This window comes from Mycolicibacterium pyrenivorans, from assembly GCF_025821625.1.
GTDB lineage: Bacteria > Actinomycetota > Actinomycetes > Mycobacteriales > Mycobacteriaceae > Mycobacterium > Mycobacterium pyrenivorans.
Map to the genome: position 1 here is coordinate 38,961 of NZ_JACKSH010000277.1, position 15,912 is coordinate 54,872.

13 protein-coding genes and 1 pseudogene are annotated in these 15,912 nt (G+C 68.4%); 2 read left to right on the plus strand and 12 right to left on the minus strand.

All coding sequences use genetic code 11. The annotated features are described in order from the left end of the window. Positions 1 to 51: 51 nt before the first annotated feature. From metK to pyrR, 12 genes are all read right to left on the minus strand, one after another. The gene (gene metK, locus H7I57_RS30390; RefSeq protein WP_264028253.1) at positions 52 to 1,260 is read right to left on the minus strand and encodes a methionine adenosyltransferase; all 1,209 of its coding nucleotides are present in this window, start codon (positions 1,258 to 1,260) and stop codon (positions 52 to 54) included. A 177-nt stretch (positions 1,261 to 1,437) separates the two neighbouring features. Next, a complete protein-coding gene (gene coaBC / locus H7I57_RS30395; RefSeq protein ID WP_264028254.1) occupies positions 1,438 to 2,685 on the minus strand; it encodes a bifunctional phosphopantothenoylcysteine decarboxylase/phosphopantothenate--cysteine ligase CoaBC in 1,248 nt (415 codons plus the stop codon). 12 nt (positions 2,686 to 2,697) lie between these two features. Next, positions 2,698 to 3,015: a DNA-directed RNA polymerase subunit omega gene (gene rpoZ / locus H7I57_RS30400; RefSeq protein ID WP_264028256.1), complete on the minus strand. Its 318-nt coding sequence runs from the start codon at positions 3,013 to 3,015 to the stop codon at positions 2,698 to 2,700. A 68-nt stretch (positions 3,016 to 3,083) separates the two neighbouring features. After that, entirely contained in the window at positions 3,084 to 3,692 is a 609-nt protein-coding gene (gene gmk / locus H7I57_RS30405; RefSeq protein WP_264028257.1) for a guanylate kinase, read from the minus strand. 8 nt (positions 3,693 to 3,700) lie between these two features. After that, on the minus strand, positions 3,701 to 4,021 hold the full coding sequence (gene mihF, locus H7I57_RS30410; RefSeq protein WP_048631544.1) for an integration host factor, actinobacterial type: 321 nt from the start codon (positions 4,019 to 4,021) through the stop codon (positions 3,701 to 3,703). Between the two features lie 397 nt (positions 4,022 to 4,418). Next, positions 4,419 to 5,255: an orotidine-5'-phosphate decarboxylase gene (gene pyrF / locus H7I57_RS30415; RefSeq protein ID WP_264028258.1), complete on the minus strand. Its 837-nt coding sequence runs from the start codon at positions 5,253 to 5,255 to the stop codon at positions 4,419 to 4,421. Positions 5,256 to 5,257: 2 nt separating this feature from the next. Next, complete coding sequence (carB, locus tag H7I57_RS30420) at positions 5,258 to 8,623, minus strand: carbamoyl-phosphate synthase large subunit (protein WP_264028259.1); 3,366 nt, start codon at positions 8,621 to 8,623, stop codon at positions 5,258 to 5,260. Between the two features lie 92 nt (positions 8,624 to 8,715). After that, positions 8,716 to 9,840: a glutamine-hydrolyzing carbamoyl-phosphate synthase small subunit gene (gene carA / locus H7I57_RS30425; protein WP_264028260.1), complete on the minus strand. Its 1,125-nt coding sequence runs from the start codon at positions 9,838 to 9,840 to the stop codon at positions 8,716 to 8,718. Continuing rightward, entirely contained in the window at positions 9,837 to 10,340 is a 504-nt protein-coding gene (locus H7I57_RS30430) for a PH-like domain-containing protein (protein WP_264028261.1), read from the minus strand. Before H7I57_RS30430 ends, carA begins: the two co-directional genes overlap by 4 nt. Next, positions 10,337 to 11,629 carry a dihydroorotase gene (locus H7I57_RS30435; protein ID WP_264028262.1) on the minus strand — a complete coding sequence of 431 codons (1,293 nt, stop codon included), beginning with the start codon at positions 11,627 to 11,629 and terminating at the stop codon, positions 10,337 to 10,339. The genes H7I57_RS30430 and H7I57_RS30435 overlap by 4 nt, the downstream gene beginning before the upstream one ends. Beyond that, positions 11,626 to 12,597 (minus strand): aspartate carbamoyltransferase catalytic subunit, encoded by a 972-nt coding sequence (locus tag H7I57_RS30440; RefSeq protein WP_264028263.1) that lies wholly within the window; start codon positions 12,595 to 12,597, stop codon positions 11,626 to 11,628. The genes H7I57_RS30435 and H7I57_RS30440 overlap by 4 nt, the downstream gene beginning before the upstream one ends. Beyond that, on the minus strand, positions 12,594 to 13,190 hold the full coding sequence (pyrR, locus tag H7I57_RS30445; protein ID WP_264028265.1) for a bifunctional pyr operon transcriptional regulator/uracil phosphoribosyltransferase PyrR: 597 nt from the start codon (positions 13,188 to 13,190) through the stop codon (positions 12,594 to 12,596). The genes H7I57_RS30440 and pyrR overlap by 4 nt, the downstream gene beginning before the upstream one ends. Before the next feature lie 149 nt (positions 13,191 to 13,339). On the opposite strand from pyrR, the gene H7I57_RS30450 reads away from it, so the two are divergent. Then, positions 13,340 to 14,545 (plus strand): serine hydrolase domain-containing protein, encoded by a 1,206-nt coding sequence (locus H7I57_RS30450; RefSeq protein ID WP_264028266.1) that lies wholly within the window; start codon positions 13,340 to 13,342, stop codon positions 14,543 to 14,545. Between the two features lie 36 nt (positions 14,546 to 14,581). Further along, positions 14,582 to 15,912 (plus strand): annotated as a pseudogene (locus tag H7I57_RS33920) (13E12 repeat family protein); the annotation flags it as partial.

Genomic DNA, 15,912 nt, shown 5'->3' on the forward strand with positions numbered 1-15,912 from the left:
CCAGCAGGATACTGGCGGTCTGTCGCAGCCCGGAAGTGCCGCCCGGCTGGGTTAGACCGCGGCCTTGAGCTCGTCGACCTTGTTGACCTGCTCCCACGGCAGCTCGATGTCGGTGCGGCCGAAGTGCCCGTAGGCGGCGGTCGGCGCATAGATCGGGCGCAACAGGTCCAGGTCGCGGATGATGGCACCCGGCCGCAGGTCGAATACCTCGCCGATCGCCTTCTCGATCTTCAGCGGGTCCACGGTCTCCGAGCCGAACGTCTCCACGAACAGGCCGACCGGCGCCGCTTTGCCGATCGCGTAGGCGACCTGCACCTCGACGCGCTGCGCCAGGCCCGCGGCGACGACGTTCTTGGCCACCCAGCGCATCGCGTACGCCGCCGAGCGGTCCACCTTGGACGGATCCTTGCCGGAGAACGCGCCGCCGCCGTGGCGGGCCCACCCGCCGTAGGTGTCGACGATGATCTTGCGACCGGTCAGGCCGGCGTCACCCATCGGGCCGCCGAGCACGAACTTGCCGGTCGGGTTGACGAGAAGCCGCGGCGAGGAGGTGTCCAGCGTCGCGTGGCCCAACTCGGTGAGCACCGCGTCGATGACGTGTTGCTTGATGTCCGGGGACAACTGGCTTTCGAGGTCGATGCCGTCGGCGTGCTGGGTGGAGAGCACCACCGTGTCCAGCCGGACCGGCGTGGTGCCGTCGTACTGGACGGTGACCTGGGTCTTGCCGTCCGGGCGCAGGTAGTCGAGCGTGCCGTTCTTGCGGACCTCGGTGAGCTTGCGCGACAGCCGGTGCGCCAGCGCGATCGGCAGCGGCATCAGTTCCGGGGTGTCGGCGATGGCGTAGCCGAACATCAGGCCCTGGTCGCCGGCGCCCTGGGAGTCCAGCGGATCCGCGGCGCCCTCGACACGGGTCTCGTGTGCGGTGTCGACGCCCTGGGCGATGTCGGGTGACTGTGCGCCGATGCCGATGTTGACACCGCAGGTGAGGCCGTCGAAGCCCTTGTCGGAGTGGTCGTAGCCGATCTCGAGGATGCGCTCACGAACGGTGTTGGTGATGTCGGCGAACGCGCTCTTGGCGGTCGTCGTCACCTCACCGACGACGTGCACCTGTCCCGTCGTCACCAGCGTCTCCACCGCGACGCGCGATTTGGGATCGTCGGCCAGCAAGGCGTCCAACACCGAGTCGCTGATGGCGTCGCAGATCTTGTCTGGGTGCCCCTCGGTCACCGACTCACTGGTAAACAGCCGAGCTTCACTCACGTCGATCCCTTCCACTCAAGCCTCTTGAGATAGTTAGTTAGTCTACTTATACATGGCGCGATGGTCCCGCCCCTTGCAGCTACATCGCGTTGTCTCTTGCACCCAAGCGGTTGCCTGCGCTGCACGCAACCTTTACGCGCAGGGCAACCCCCGCCGGGAGGAGCACGGCACGGCGGCCTACCCGCCGCCGCTGTGCAGGAACGCCACGATCGCGTCCACAATACGGCTGGCGATCAGAGTCTTCGAACCGTGCTCCAGCGCCGACTCGGTTCCGGCGGCGGTGAGTAGCCAGCCGTCGTTGTGATCGACCTCGAAGGCGCGGTTGTCGCCGACGGCGTTGACCACGAGCAAATCGCAGCCCTTGCGTTTGAGTTTGGCGCGGGCATGGAACAACACGTCGCCGTTCTCGTCGCCGGTCTCGGCGGCGAATCCCACGATGGCCCTCATGTTGGGTAACTGACCCTCGGTGCGGGCGCGAACCGAGCCGGCGAGGACGTCGTCGTTGCGGACCAACTCGATCGCGGGATCACCCGCGGCGTCCGGGCCCTTCTTGATCTTGCTGGTCGCCTGGTGGGCGGGCCGGAAGTCTGCGACTGCGGCGGCCATGACCAGGACGTTCGCGCCGGGTGCGTGCTTGGAGACGGCGTCGCGCAGCTGGGCGGCCGATCCGGCGTGGACGACGTCGACGCCGGCGGGGTCGATGAGGCCCGCGGTGTTGCCCGCGATCAGCGTCACCTCGGCGCCGCGCTGGGCCATCACGCGGGCCATCGCGTATCCCTGCTTTCCTGAGCTGCGGTTACCGATGAACCGGACGGGATCGATCGGTTCGCGGGTGCCACCTGCGGTCACGAGAATCTTGACCCCCGCCAGGTCGTACGGGAGCGCGTCACCGCGGTCGAGGAGCAGTTGTGCGAGGGTGCTGATCTCTTCGGCCTCGGGCAATCGACCGGGGCCGGTGTCGGCGCCGGTCAACCGGCCGGACGCCGGCTCCATCACGACCGCGCCGCGGCGGCGCAGGGTGGCGACATTGTCGACGGTCGCCGGGTGCAACCACATCTCGGTGTGCATCGCCGGGGCGAACAGCACCGGACAGCGTGCCGTCAGCAGCGTCGCGGTGAGCAGGTCATCGGCTCGGCCCGCGACTGCCCGGGCCAGCAGGTCCGCGGTGGCCGGCGCGACGACCACAAGGTCGGCGGTCTGGCCGATGCGCACGTGCGGCACCTCGTGGACGTCCTCGAACACCCCGGTGTGCACCGGATTGCCCGACAGCGCCTCGAAGGTGGCGGCACCGATGAACCGCAGTGCCGATTCGGTGGGGACGACGCGGACCGAATGTCCGGCCTCGGTGAGCTGACGGACGACCGTGGCCGCCTTGTAGGCGGCGATGCCACCGGCGACGCCGACGATGATCCGCTTGCGCTCCATGAGAGCGGAGGCCTAGCCCTCACCCTCGGTGTGCTCGAGCAGGTCGCCGTGGATCTCGCGCATCGCGATCGACAGCGGCTTCTCCTGCAGGCCGGGCTCGACCAGCGGGCCGACGTACTCGAGGATCCCGTCACCGAGCTGGTTGTAGTAATCGTTGATCTGACGTGCGCGTTTGGCGGCGTAGATCACCAGCGCGTACTTGCTCGACGCGCGATCCAACAACTCGTCGATGGGCGGGTTGGTGATGCCCAACGGCGTGTCGTAGGCGCTGGCGGCAGTCGGGTCGATGTCGACGGCTGCCAGCCGCGTGTCGGCGTGCGGGGTGCTCACGTAAAAGGTCTCCTGGCGGTTCCGGTTGGTACGAATCTGTTGCGAAAATCTGAAGTGCCGGGCAGCGATCAGGGTTGATCTCGCGGCACCTGCCTGTGGGCCACCAGCAAGGATACCAATTCCGCGCACGCAGACTCCAATTGACTGTTGACGACGACCTTGTCGAAGTCACCTTGGGCGGCCAATTCCGCCCTGGCGGTCTGCAACCTTCGGGCCATCGCTTCCGGGGACTCGGTGCCGCGGCCCGACAGGCGGCTCTCCAGCGCCTCCCAGTTCGGAGGGGCGAGGAACACGGTGATCGCCTCGGGCATCGCCTGCTTGACGGCTCGCGCTCCTGCGAGATCGACCTCGATCAGGACCGGGTGGCCGGCAGCGGCGGCCACCCGCACCGGAGCCGCGGGCGTCCCGGAACGGTGCAGACCTCCGTGGATCTCGGCCCATTCCAGCAGGGCACCCTGATCGATGAGCCGCTGGAACTGCTTCTCCGTCACAAAGGTGTAGTCCACGCCGTCCACTTCGCCGGGACGCGGCGCGCGAGTGGTCACCGACACACTGAAGTGCAGGTCAGGGATCCGCTCTCGGAGGCACCGGACGACGGTCGACTTGCCGACGGCAGATGGGCCGGACAGCACCACGACCGAAGCCGTGAGGCGGTCCGGCCCTCTACCTTCGCTCACAACCTCTCTTAAGAGGTGAAGTCGAACTTTTCCAGCAGGGCCTTGCGCTGACGATCGCCGAGGCCGCGCAGGCGGCGGGTCGGTGCGATCTCCAGCTCGGTCATGATCTCCTGAGCCTTGACCTTGCCGACCTTGGGCAGGGCCTCCAGCAGTGCGGAGACCTTCATCTTGCCCAAGACCTCGTCGGTCTCGGCGTCCTTGAGAACCTGCTTGAGGTTGGTGCCGCCGCGCTTGAGTCGATCCTTGAGCTCGGCACGTGCTCGACGTGCGGCAGCAGCCTTCTCCAACGCTGCCGCGCGCTGTTCGTCGGTCAACTGGGGAAGGGCCACGGGTTCCTCCGTCTCGTCACCATCATCTGATTTTGTCTCGGCTGGTCCAGAACCAGCCAGCGTGCACGACCGTACCCACGCAGGCTGACGAAAGCTAACCCCACCCCCCCTGTTACCGGGTCAAAAGCCCAGCGTGTAGGGCGCTACTCGGCGGTCACCTGGGTCGCGCCCGAACGTCGCCACGCAGCAGCGGCAACCGCAAGAACGGCTAAACGCCCTGCATATCAAGGGTATTCGCCGGTCCTCGGCGAAAATCAAGCCTCGCCGGCGCCGTCTCTGGCCGGCGCAGGACCCTGCTGAGCCCGACAAACAGAGAAATTTTGCCTGGTCACCGCGCCTCGGGCGTGTCGCGGCGACCGCTGCAGGGCCTGGCGCGGTCGCTCGACCCCGAAGACGGTCACACCAATCCCTGGTTGAGGTAGCCGACGGCCTCGCGCATCCGCTCGGCCGCTTCACGCAGGGAGGCGAGGTCCGGCCCGGCCCGCAGCACCTCGCGCGACACCGCCGGCAGCAACTGCCCCGGCAGCGCCCCTCCCAGGCCGGCGAGCGCCTCGGGCCGCCCACCCTGGGCGCCCACACCCGGGACGAGCACCGGCCCGTTGAGGGCGCTGACGTCGGGCGGGTCGCTCAGCGTCGCGCCGACGACGACACCGACCGAGCCGGGCCGCCCGGTGCCGTTGACCGCGGCCGCCGCGTCGACGATCGACTGGCCCACCGTGCGTCCGCCGGCCTCCCCTGCCCCGATGGCGCGCTGCACCGACGCGCCCTCGGGGTTGGACGTCGCGGCCAGCACGAAGACACCGCGGTCGTTCTGCTGCGCCTTGTCCAGCAGCGGCTGCAGCGACCCGAAGCCCAGATACGGCGAGGCGGTCACGGCGTCCGAAGCCAGTGGCGAGTCCCCTGCCCAGGCGTCGGCGTAGGCGGCCATCGTCGAGCCGATGTCTCCGCGTTTGGCGTCGGCGAGCACCAGCACCCCCGCTTCGCGCAGCGCGGCGATGGTGCGTTCGAGCACCGCATACCCCGCCGACCCGTACGCCTCGAAGAACGCCACCTGAGGCTTGACGACGGCGAAGTCCGCGAACGCCGCCACGCAGGCGTCGCTGAACCGGGCCAGGCCGTCGGCGTCGAGGCTCAACCCCCACGCACTCAGCAGGCCGGGGTGCGGATCGATGCCCAGGCACAGCGGGCCCCGCTGCACCATCGCACTGGACAGGCGGTCACCGAACCCGCCCATCGTCAGGAGCCCAACGTGCTGTGCAGCTCCTGCAGCGACATCACGCCGATGTCGCCGCGGATGCCCGCCTCGATGCCCTGCACCGCCGCCGAAGCGCCCTGCACAGTGGTCACGCAGGGGATGTTCATCGACACCGCGGCCGATCGGATCTCGTAGCCGTCGATGCGGGGTCCGGAGTTGCCGTACGGGGTGTTGATCACCATGTCGATCTCACCCGCCCGGATCGCGTCCACCGCCGACAGTGCGGGCCTGTCCGGACTGGGAGACTCGAAGTGTTTGCGCACCTCGTCGCACGGAATCCCGTTGCGCCGCAACATCTCCGCCGTCCCCTCAGTGGCCAGCACGCGGAAGCCCAGATCGGCGAGGCGCTTGACGGGGAACACCAGCGAGCGTTTGTCGCGGTTGGCCACCGAGACGAACACGGTGCCCTGCGCAGGCAGCGAACCGTAGGCGGCGGTCTGGCTCTTGGCGAACGCGCTGCCGAAGTCGCGGTCGATGCCCATCACCTCGCCGGTGGACTTCATCTCGGGCCCGAGCAGCGAGTCGATCTGCGTGCCGTCGGCCTTGCGGAACCGGTGGAACGGCAGCACGGCCTCCTTGACCGCGACCGGGGCATTGCGTGCGGTGGTGCCACCGTCACCGGTGCGTGCCAGCACCCCTTCCTCGCGAAGCTCGGCGATGGTGGCGCCCAGCATGATCCGCGCGCACGCTTTCGCCAGTGGGACTGCCGTGGCTTTGGACACGAACGGCACGGTGCGACTGGCCCGCGGGTTGGCCTCCAGGACGTAGAGCACGTCGTCCTTGAGCGCGTACTGCACGTTGAGCAGTCCGACCACTCCGACTCCGAACGCGATGGCTTCGGTCGCCCGGCGCACCGCCTCGATGTCGCTGCGGCCCAACGTGACCGGCGGCAGCGCGCACGCCGAGTCCCCGGAGTGGATGCCGGCTTCCTCGATGTGCTCCATCACGCCGCCGATGTACACCTCGCTGCCATCGCAGAGGGCATCCACGTCGATCTCGATCGCGTCCTCGAGGAAACGGTCGACCATCACCGGGTGCTCGGGAGACAGTTCGGTGGCCCGGGTGATGTAGCCCTCGAGGGTTTCGTCGTCGTACACGATCTCCATGCCGCGCCCGCCGAGGACGTAGGACGGCCGCACCAGGACCGGGTAGCCGATGTCGGCGGCGATCTTGCGAGCCTGGTCGAAGCTGGTCGCCATGCCGAACTTCGGGGCGGGCAGACCTGCGTTGGTCAGCACCTCCCCGAACCGGCCGCGGTCCTCGGCCAGGTCGATGGCCTCGGGTTTGGTGCCGACGATCGGTACCCCGGCCTTCTCCAGCCGTTCGGCCAGGCCCAGCGGGGTCTGACCACCGAGCTGAACGATGACGCCGACGACGCCTGGCCCACCTCTGCCGGATTCCTGCTCGGCGTAGTAGATCTCCAGGACGTCCTCGAACGTCAACGGTTCGAAGTACAGCCGGTCGGCGGTGTCGTAGTCGGTGGACACCGTCTCGGGGTTGCAGTTGATCATCACCGTCTCGAACCCGGCATCACCCCATTCGCTCCTCACGTCCGCGGCACTCAGCGTGGTCGCGGCGTGCACACAGCTGTAGTCGAACTCGATCCCCTGCCCGATGCGGTTGGGCCCGGATCCGAGGATCAGCACCTTCGGCCGTTCGGCCTGGGGCGCGACCTCGGTCTCGGCGGCGGGATCCAGCTCGTAGCTGCTGTAGTGGTAGGGGGTCTTGGCCTCGAACTCGGCCGCGCAGGTGTCCACCGTCTTGAACACCGGGTGGATCCCCAGCCGCTGCCGCAGCGACCGAACGCCCATCTCGCCGGCCAATTCCGGCCGCAGCGCGGCGATCTGGCGGTCGGACAGGCCGTGGTGCTTGCTGCGGCGCAGCAACTCGGCTTCCAGGACCGGCGCGTCGATCACCTCGGTGCGCAGCTCGATCAGCCCGGCGATCTGCTCGACGAACCACGGGTCGACCCCGGAGGCCTTCGCCACGTCCTCGACGGTGCCGCCGAGCCGCAGCGCGTACTCGATGTCGTAGAGCCGGCCGTCGGTGGGTGTGTGCAGCCGCTCGAGCACCTCGGTGAGGTCACCCTCGGGGTCCGGCCCGGTCCAGAAGCCGGCCCGCTTGGTCTCCAGAGAACGCATCACCTTGCCGAGCGCCTCGATGAAGTTGCGGCCCAACGACATCGCCTCGCCGACCGATTTCATGGTGGTGGTCAACGTGGTGTCGGCGCCGGGGAACTTCTCGAACGCGAACCGAGGGGCCTTGACCACCACGTAGTCGAGTGTCGGCTCGAAGCAGGCGGGCGTCTCCTTGGTGATGTCGTTGACGATCTCGTCGAGCGTGTAGCCGATCGCCAGCTTGGCGGCGATCTTGGCGATCGGGAACCCGGTCGCCTTCGACGCCAGCGCGCTGGACCGCGAGACGCGGGGGTTCATCTCGATGACGATCAGCCTGCCGTCGGACGGGTTGACCGCGAACTGGATGTTGCAGCCGCCGGTGTCCACGCCGACCTCGCGCAGGATGTCGATGCCCAGCGTGCGCATCGTCTGGTACTCGCGATCGGTCAGCGTCATCGCCGGCGCGACGGTCACCGAGTCACCGGTGTGCACGCCCATCGGGTCGACGTTCTCGATCGAGCAGACCACCACGACGTTGTCGCGGCCGTCGCGCATCAGTTCGAGTTCGTATTCCTTCCATCCGTAGATGGATTCCTCGATCAGGACGTTGGCCGAGGGGGAGGCAGCGAGGCCCTCGCCTGCCATCCGCTCGACCTCCTCGGCCGAGTAGGCCATGCCGGAACCGAGACCGCCCATCGTGAAGCTCGGTCGCACCACCACGGGCAGGCCGAGGTCGGCGACCGTCTCCCGGACCTCATCCATCGTGAAACAGACTCGGCTGCGCGCCGATTCGCCACCGACCTTGCTGACGATGTCCTTGAACTTCTGCCGATCCTCGCCCCGCTGGATGGCCTCGAAGTCGGCGCCGATCAGCTCGACGCCGTACCTGTCGAGGGCGCCGTTCTCGTAGAGTTTGACCGCGGTGTTCAGTGCGGTCTGCCCGCCGAGCGTCGCCAACAGGGCGTCGATCTTGTTGCCCCGCTCGGCCTGCTGGGCGAAGATCTTCTCCACGAACGCCGCCGTGATGGGCTCGACATAGGTGTGATCGGCGAACTCCGGATCGGTCATGATCGTGGCCGGGTTGGAGTTGACCAGGCTGACTTGAAGGCCTTCGGCCCGCAGCACGCGGCACGCCTGGGTGCCCGAGTAGTCGAACTCGCAGGCCTGTCCGATGACGATCGGGCCGGACCCGATGACCAGAACGTGGTTGAGGTCTGTGCGACGCGGCATCTAGTCACTCCTACTGATCGCCGGAATTGCATTCCAACAGAGAAAGTGCGAGAAGACGCCTGCTGGAATGCAATTTCGGCGCGGTTCGGGCATCATTTCTCTCCCGCCATCAGGTCGACGAACTGATCGAACAGGTACTCGGCGTCGCGGGGACCAGCGGCCGCCTCGGGGTGATACTGCACCGAGAACGCCCGACCGCTGACCAGCTTGATCCCCTCGACCACACCGTCGTTGGCGCAGGTGTGGCTCACCATCGCGCGCCCGAACGGCGTATCGAACTCCTCGCCGGCCTCCCCCTCGAGGGCGAAGCCGTGATTCTGGGCGGTGATCGCCACCCGGCCCGTGGCGTGGTCCATCACCGGGATGTTGATGCCGCGGTGCCCGAACGTCATCTTGTAGGTGGAGCGGCCCAGCGCACGGCCGAGGATCTGGTTGCCGAAGCAGATGCCGAACAGCGGGATTCCGGCGCCGAGCACCTCCCGGGTCACCGCCACCACGTGGTCGGCGGTGGCCGGATCCCCCGGGCCGTTGGACAGGAACACCCCGTCCGGGTGCAGTCCGGCGATCTCGCCGAAGCTGACCGAGGACGGCAGCACATGCGTGCGGACACCGCGCTTGGTGAAGTTGCGCGGGGTGTTGGTCTTGATACCGAGATCGAGGGCGGCGACGGTGAACCTGTGCGGCCCTTCGGGTTCGACGACATAGCTGCCGTGGGTGCTGACCTCGCCCGCCAGGTCCGCACCGAGCATCGCCGCCTGGCCGCGCACCCGGGAAACCAGTTCCTCGGCACCGGCCAGTGCGTCGCCACTGAACACGCCCGCCTTCATCGAACCGCGACTACGCAGGTGGCGCACCACCGCACGGGTGTCGATGCCCGCGATGCCGACGATCCCCTGGCGGATCAGTTCGTCTTCGAGCGTTCCGGTGGCGCGCCAGTTCGACGCCCGCGGTGAGGGATCGCGCACGGCGTAACCGGCCACCCAGATCTTGTCGCCGCGGCTCTCGCCGTCCTCGAGATTCCACCCGGTGTTGCCGATCTGCGGCGCCGTCGCCACCACGATCTGGCGGTGATAGCTGGGATCGGTCAGCGTCTCCTGGTAGCCCGACATGCCGGTGGAGAACACGGCCTCGCCCAGCGTCTCACCGACCGCCCCGAACTCCGTCCCGGTGAAGATGCGTCCGTCTTCGAGCACCAGGAGAGCTTTGCGTGCGGTCATGCGACCTCCTCCGGAAGCCATTTTGAGTAGTCACGGCGGTCGTCGGCGCGAAATCCGGTGTCGATCTCCGCGCCGGAGGGCAGCCGCCAGCGGATCGCCAGGATGCCCTCGTGCGTGATCACCTTGCCCGCCAGGTTCTTCTCGCATCGGATGTCGACGATCGCGTCGTCGGGTATCCAGATCGGTCCGGCGCCCGTGCGCTGCAACATGATTCCTTCCGGGTAGCGGCTCAGGACGGCCTTGGCGCGGTACCCGAGATCGCCCGCGGCGACCCGGTCGTTCCAATGCGGAGCCAGGGTGCTGCCGACGTAGAGGCCCTTGGTCGCGGGGACGATCACCGGGCCGACGATGTCGGGCAGCGGCGGCAGCGTGCCGACGATCTCGGCTTGCCAGCGCGCGCGGCGCCGCCACCCGCGCATCATCGCCTGGATCAGCACCGCGATCAGCACCACCAGCAGCGCGGCCATGACCAGCGACGTCACCAGCGTCGGGGTGTTCACGGACGCACCTTTCCATCGCGGGCGGTGAGCCTGCCGCGCAGCATCGTCGCCGTGACCACCGCAGGCAGTTCCATGTCCTCGTACGGCGTGTTGTCCGACCGACTTGCCAGCGCGGGGCCGGTGACCGTCCACGTGGCGTCGGGATCGACCACGGTCAGGTTCGCCGGTTCCCCCACCTCCAACGGCCTGCCCTGATCGGGCAATCCGACGATGCGGGCGGGGCCCTCACTCATCACGCGGGCGACGTCGCGCCACGTCAGAAGGCCGGGCGTGACCATCGTCTCGACGACCACCGACAGCGCCGTCTGCAACCCCAGCATGCCGGGGCGGGCGTTGGCGAACTCGCACATCTTCTCGTGCTCGGCATGGGGTGCGTGATCGGTGGCCACGCAGTCGATGACGCCGTCGGCGAGAGCCTGGCGCAGCGCGACCGCGTCGTCGGCCTCGCGCAACGGAGGGTTCACCCGGTTGCGGCCGTCGTAGGTGTGGAGCCTGGTGTCGTCGAGCAGCAGATGATGCGGCGTGACCTCCGCGGTGATCGAAATGCCCTGCTCCTTGGCCCATCTCAGGAGTTCGACAGTGCCCGCGGTGGAGGCGTGGCAGATGTGCACGCGGGCGCCGGCGTCCCGGGCCAGCAGTGCGTCGCGGACTACGATCGACTCCTCGGCGGCGCGCGGCCAGCCCGTCAGCCCGAGCTTGGCGGCGTTCGGCCCTTCGTGTGCGACGGCGCCGACGGTCAGGCGGGGCTCTTCGGCGTGCTGGGCGATCAGCACCCCGAGGCCGGTCGCATACTCCAGCGCGCGGCGCATCACCAGCGGGTCGTCCACGCACACACCGTCGTCGGAGAACATCCGGACCTGCCCGACGCCGGCGGCCATCAGCCCCATCTCGGTCAGTTGCTTGCCGCCCAGGCCGACGGTGACCGCGCCGACCGGGTGCACGTCGACGAGGCCGACCTGCTGGCCGCGGTGCCACACGTGGTCGGTGACCACCGCGCTGTCAGCGACCGGATCGGTGTTGGCCATCGCGAACACGGCCGTGTATCCGCCGAGAGCGGCTGCGGCCGAACCGGTTTCGATGTCCTCGGCATACTCACGGCCGGGCTCACGAAGGTGGGTGTGCAGGTCGACGAACCCCGGCAGCAGGATCTGGCCGTCGGCATCGATGATGTCCGCGCCGTCGGGTGCGCGGACGTCGGTGCCGATGGCCGCGATCTGGCCGTTGTCGACCAGCACGTCGACGGCTTTGCCCTCGCCATAGAGCCGGACACCCTTGATGAGAACGGTCATGCGCTGATCGCCTCTCCCCCGCGAGCGGGAGGTGCCCCCAGCTCGGACCCGACGAGCAGGTGGAACAGCACCGCCATCCGAACATGCACGCCGTTGGAAACCTGTTGCAGCACCGCGGATTGCGGTGAGTCCGCGACCGAGTGGGCGATCTCCATGCCGCGCAGCATCGGGCCGGGGTGCAGCACCACCGCGTGTTCGGCCAGCATCGCCTGGCGTTTCTCGGACAGTCCGTATCGCACCGAGTACTCCCGCGAGGACGGGAAGAATCCGCCGTTCATCCGCTCGGCCTGCACGCGCAGCATCAGCACGGCATCGGCCAGCGGGAGTTCGGCGTCGATGTCGTGGCTGATCGTCACCGGCCACCCGCCGACACCGATCGGCAGCAGCGTCGGCGGTGCGACGAGCACCACCTCAGCGCCGAGCGTGTGCAGCAGCGCGACGTTGGACCGGGCCACCCGGCTGTGCAGGACGTCGCCGACGATCACCACGCGCTTGCCCTCGACGGAGCCGAGCCGCTGTCTGATCGTCAACGCGTCCAGCAGGGCCTGCGTCGGGTGTTCGTGCGTGCCGTCGCCGGCGTTGATGACCGACGGCCCGCCGTGCTCGTCGAGCGTCCATGCGGCCAGCTGCTGGGCGGCGCCGGAAGCCGGATGCCGCACGATCAGCGCGTCGGCCCCTGCGGCGCGCAGGGTCAGCGCGGTGTCGCGCAGCGACTCTCCCTTGGCCACAGAGGATCCCGACGCACTGACGTTGATGACGTCGGCGCTCATCCACTTGCCTGCCACCTCGAACGACACCCGGGTGCGGGTGGAGTTCTCGTAGAACATCGTGATGATGGTGCGCCCTCGCAGCGTGGGCAGCTTCTTGACCTCGCGGCCCAGCAGCGCCTCCCGGAAGTGGTCGGCGTTGTCGAGGATCGCGGTGGCGTCGTCACGGCTCAGGTCGGCCGCAGCCAGCAGATGTTTCACCTTGGAGGCCCTCCGTACGGTGCGATCCGGACCCCGTCGTGCCCGTCGTCCTCGGTCAACCGAACCTTGACGTTCTCGGCGCGCGAGGTCGGCACGTTCTTGCCGACGTAGTCGGCGCGGATCGGCAACTCCCGGTGCCCGCGGTCCACCAGCACGGCCAACTGCACCGCCCGCGGACGGCCGAGATCACGCAGCGCGTCCAGCGCCGAGCGCACCGATCGGCCGGAGTACAGGACGTCGTCGACGAGGATGACCAGCGCACCGTCGATGCCGCCGTCGGGAATCGAGGTCTCCGCGAGCGCGCGCTGTGGCTTGCTCATCAGGTCGTCGCGGTAGAGCGTGATGTCCAGAGCACCATGCGCGACTTGTGCGCCGCTGAACTCGGCGATGTTGCGGGCAAGGCGGGTGGCGAGGGTGACCCCGCGGGTCGGGATGCCCAGGAGGACCACTCGGGGAGCGTCGGGACCGTCGAGCGCGGTCTTCTCGATGATCTGGTGAGCGATGCGAGCAATCGTGCGGTTGACGTCCGCTGCGGACATCAGTTCCCGGTCCTGACTACCGGCGTCAGGATCAGCGCTGTCGGGCGAGCCCACGAGTGAGCAGGACCTCCTTCTCCGCCTCACGGGACGGATCGTTAAAGGATGTCGAAAAACTGCGGGGAGCTTAGCACCTACTCCTCGAGGACTCCGACCGGCGGGCACTCGGTTCACCGACCGAGGAACCGCTGACCTAATCTGGCGCGATGAACCTCGACCGCAACAAGGCGTCCATCGTCGAAGCGATCGACGCCGGACTGTTGGCCGGAGCGGTGACGCTGGTCTGGCGATCAGGTGAGGTGCTCCAGGTCAACGAGCTGGGGTACCGGGATGTCGAGGCGCAGCTGCCGATGCAGCGCGACACCATCTTCCGTATCGCCTCGATGACCAAACCCGTGACCGTGGCAGCGGCGATGTCACTGATAGAGGAGGGCAAGCTCACACTCTCCGATCGGGTCGCGACGTGGCTGCCCGAACTGGCGGACATGCGGGTGCTGGTGGATCTCCGCGGTCCGCTGGACCGCACGGTTCCTGCGCAGCGCCACATCACGGTCGAGGATCTGATGACGCACCGCAGTGGGTTGGCCTACATGTTCTCGGTGCTCGGCCCCCTGTCGGAGGCCTACCGCAAGCTGCCCACCCGCCAGGATCAGGACCGGTGGCTCTCCGAGCTCGCCGAGCTCCCCCTCGTTCATCAGCCGGGTGAACGCCTGACATACAGCCACGCCACCGACGTCCTGGGCATCCTGCTGTCGCGCATCGAGGGCAGGCCGTTGAGCGACGTGCTCAAGGACCGGGTGTTGGGGCCATTGGGCATGTCGGACACCGGGTTTCACGTCGGGGCCACCGGCAGGCGCCGGGCCGCGACGATGTACCAGCTCGACAGCGACAACAAGCTGCGTCACGACGTGATGGGCCCCGCCCCCATCATGGATCCGCCGTTCTGTACAGGTGGGGCCGGACTGTGGTCGACGGTGGACGACTATCTGCGCTTCGCCCGCATGCTGCTCGCGGGGGGCACGCTCGACGGCGTCCGGGTGCTGTCGGAGGAGTCGGTGCAGTGGATGCGCACCGACCGACTGACAGAGGAGCAGAAGCGTCAGGACTTCCTGGGCGCGCCGTTCTGGGTCGGGCGTGGCTTCGGCCTGAACCTTTCGGTGGTGACCGACCCGGCGAGGTCCCGCCAGCTTTACGGACCCGGCGGTCTCGGAACGTTCTCCTGGCCCGGCGCCTACGGCACGTGGTGGCAGGCCGACCCGTCGGCAGACGTGATCCTGGTCTACCTCATCCAGAACATGCCCAGCCTGTCCGTCGACGCGGCCGCCGCCGTCGCCGGCAACACGTCGTTGGCGAAACTGCAGAGCGCGCAGCCCAAGTTCGTTCGGCGCACCTACGAGGCGCTGGAGGCGTAGCCGCGAGTTGTCGGGGCTGTGTTCTAGCCTGGGTTCATGTTCGAAAGTTTGTTCGATATTGATCCGGGGGCGGGTGAGGCTGACCTGCGGTCCGCGGTGGAACGTTTCGAACAGCTGAAGTGTGTGGCGGCGGCGGCCCAAGCGCGGGTGACGGCGTTGTGGGCTGCTAAACGCCGCGCTGCCGAGGAGGCCGCCGGGGTTCCGGCCCGCAAACGTGGCATGGGGTTGGCGTCGGAGGTGGCGTTGGCCCGCCATGACGCCCCGACGTGCGGGAACCGGCACCTCGGGTTCGCCCAGGCGCTGGTGCACGAGATGCCCCACACCCTGGCCGCGCTCGAGTCGGGGGTGCTCTCGGAGTGGCGGGCCACCCTGATCGTCAAACAATCAGCCTGCCTGAGCGTCGAGCATCGCCGCGCGTTGGACGCCGAACTGTGCGCTGAGGTCACGGAGTTGGCGGGCTGGGGTAACGACCGGGTCGAGGCCGAAGCCAAGAGGATCGCCGCCCGCCTCGACGCCGCCGCGGTGGTGGCCCGCTCAGCCAAAGCCGCCGCCGATCGTGGGTGTGGACAACGACCGGGTCGAGGCCGAAGCCAAGAGGATCGCCGCCCGCCTCGACGCCGCCGCGGTGGTGGCCCGCTCAGCCAAAGCCGCCGCCGATCGTGGGTGTGGATCCGCCCGGCCCCCGACACCATGACCTACGTGACCATCCTGTTGCCGGTGCAGCAGGGGGTGGCGGTGTTCGCCGCACTCAAACGCGAAGCCGACGTGAGCTGTGACGGGCGCTCCCGGGGGCAGGTGATGGCCGACACCGCCTACCAACGCCTCGTTCGCCGCACTCAAACGCGAAGCCGACGTGAGCTGTGACGGGCGCTCCCGGGGGCAGGTGATGGCCGACACCGCCTACCAACGCCTCACCGGCCGCCCGGCCGAACAACCCGTGCCGGTGGCGCTGAACCTGGTGATGGCCGACACCACCCTGGCCGGCGACGATCACGAACCGGCCTGGCTGGCCGGCTTCGGACCCATCCCGGCGGGGTTCGCCCGCCGACTCACCGGTGACGCCGTCGCCGACAAGGCGGTGAAGGCCACGCTGCGGCGGCTCTACCGCCACCCGAACTCCGGGCAACTGGTGGCCATGGAATCCCGGGCGAGGATTTTCCCGAAAGCGNTGGCCGCCTTCCTCCGGTTGCGCGATCAGCGGTGCCGGACCCCGTTCTGCAACGCCCCGATCCGGCACTGCGACCACGCCACCCCCGACCGCGACGGCGGGCCGACCAGCGCACTCAACGGGTTGGGTGATTGCGAAGCCTGCAACTACACCAAAGAAGCCCCCGGCTGGACCGTCACCACCACCGACACCGACGGCG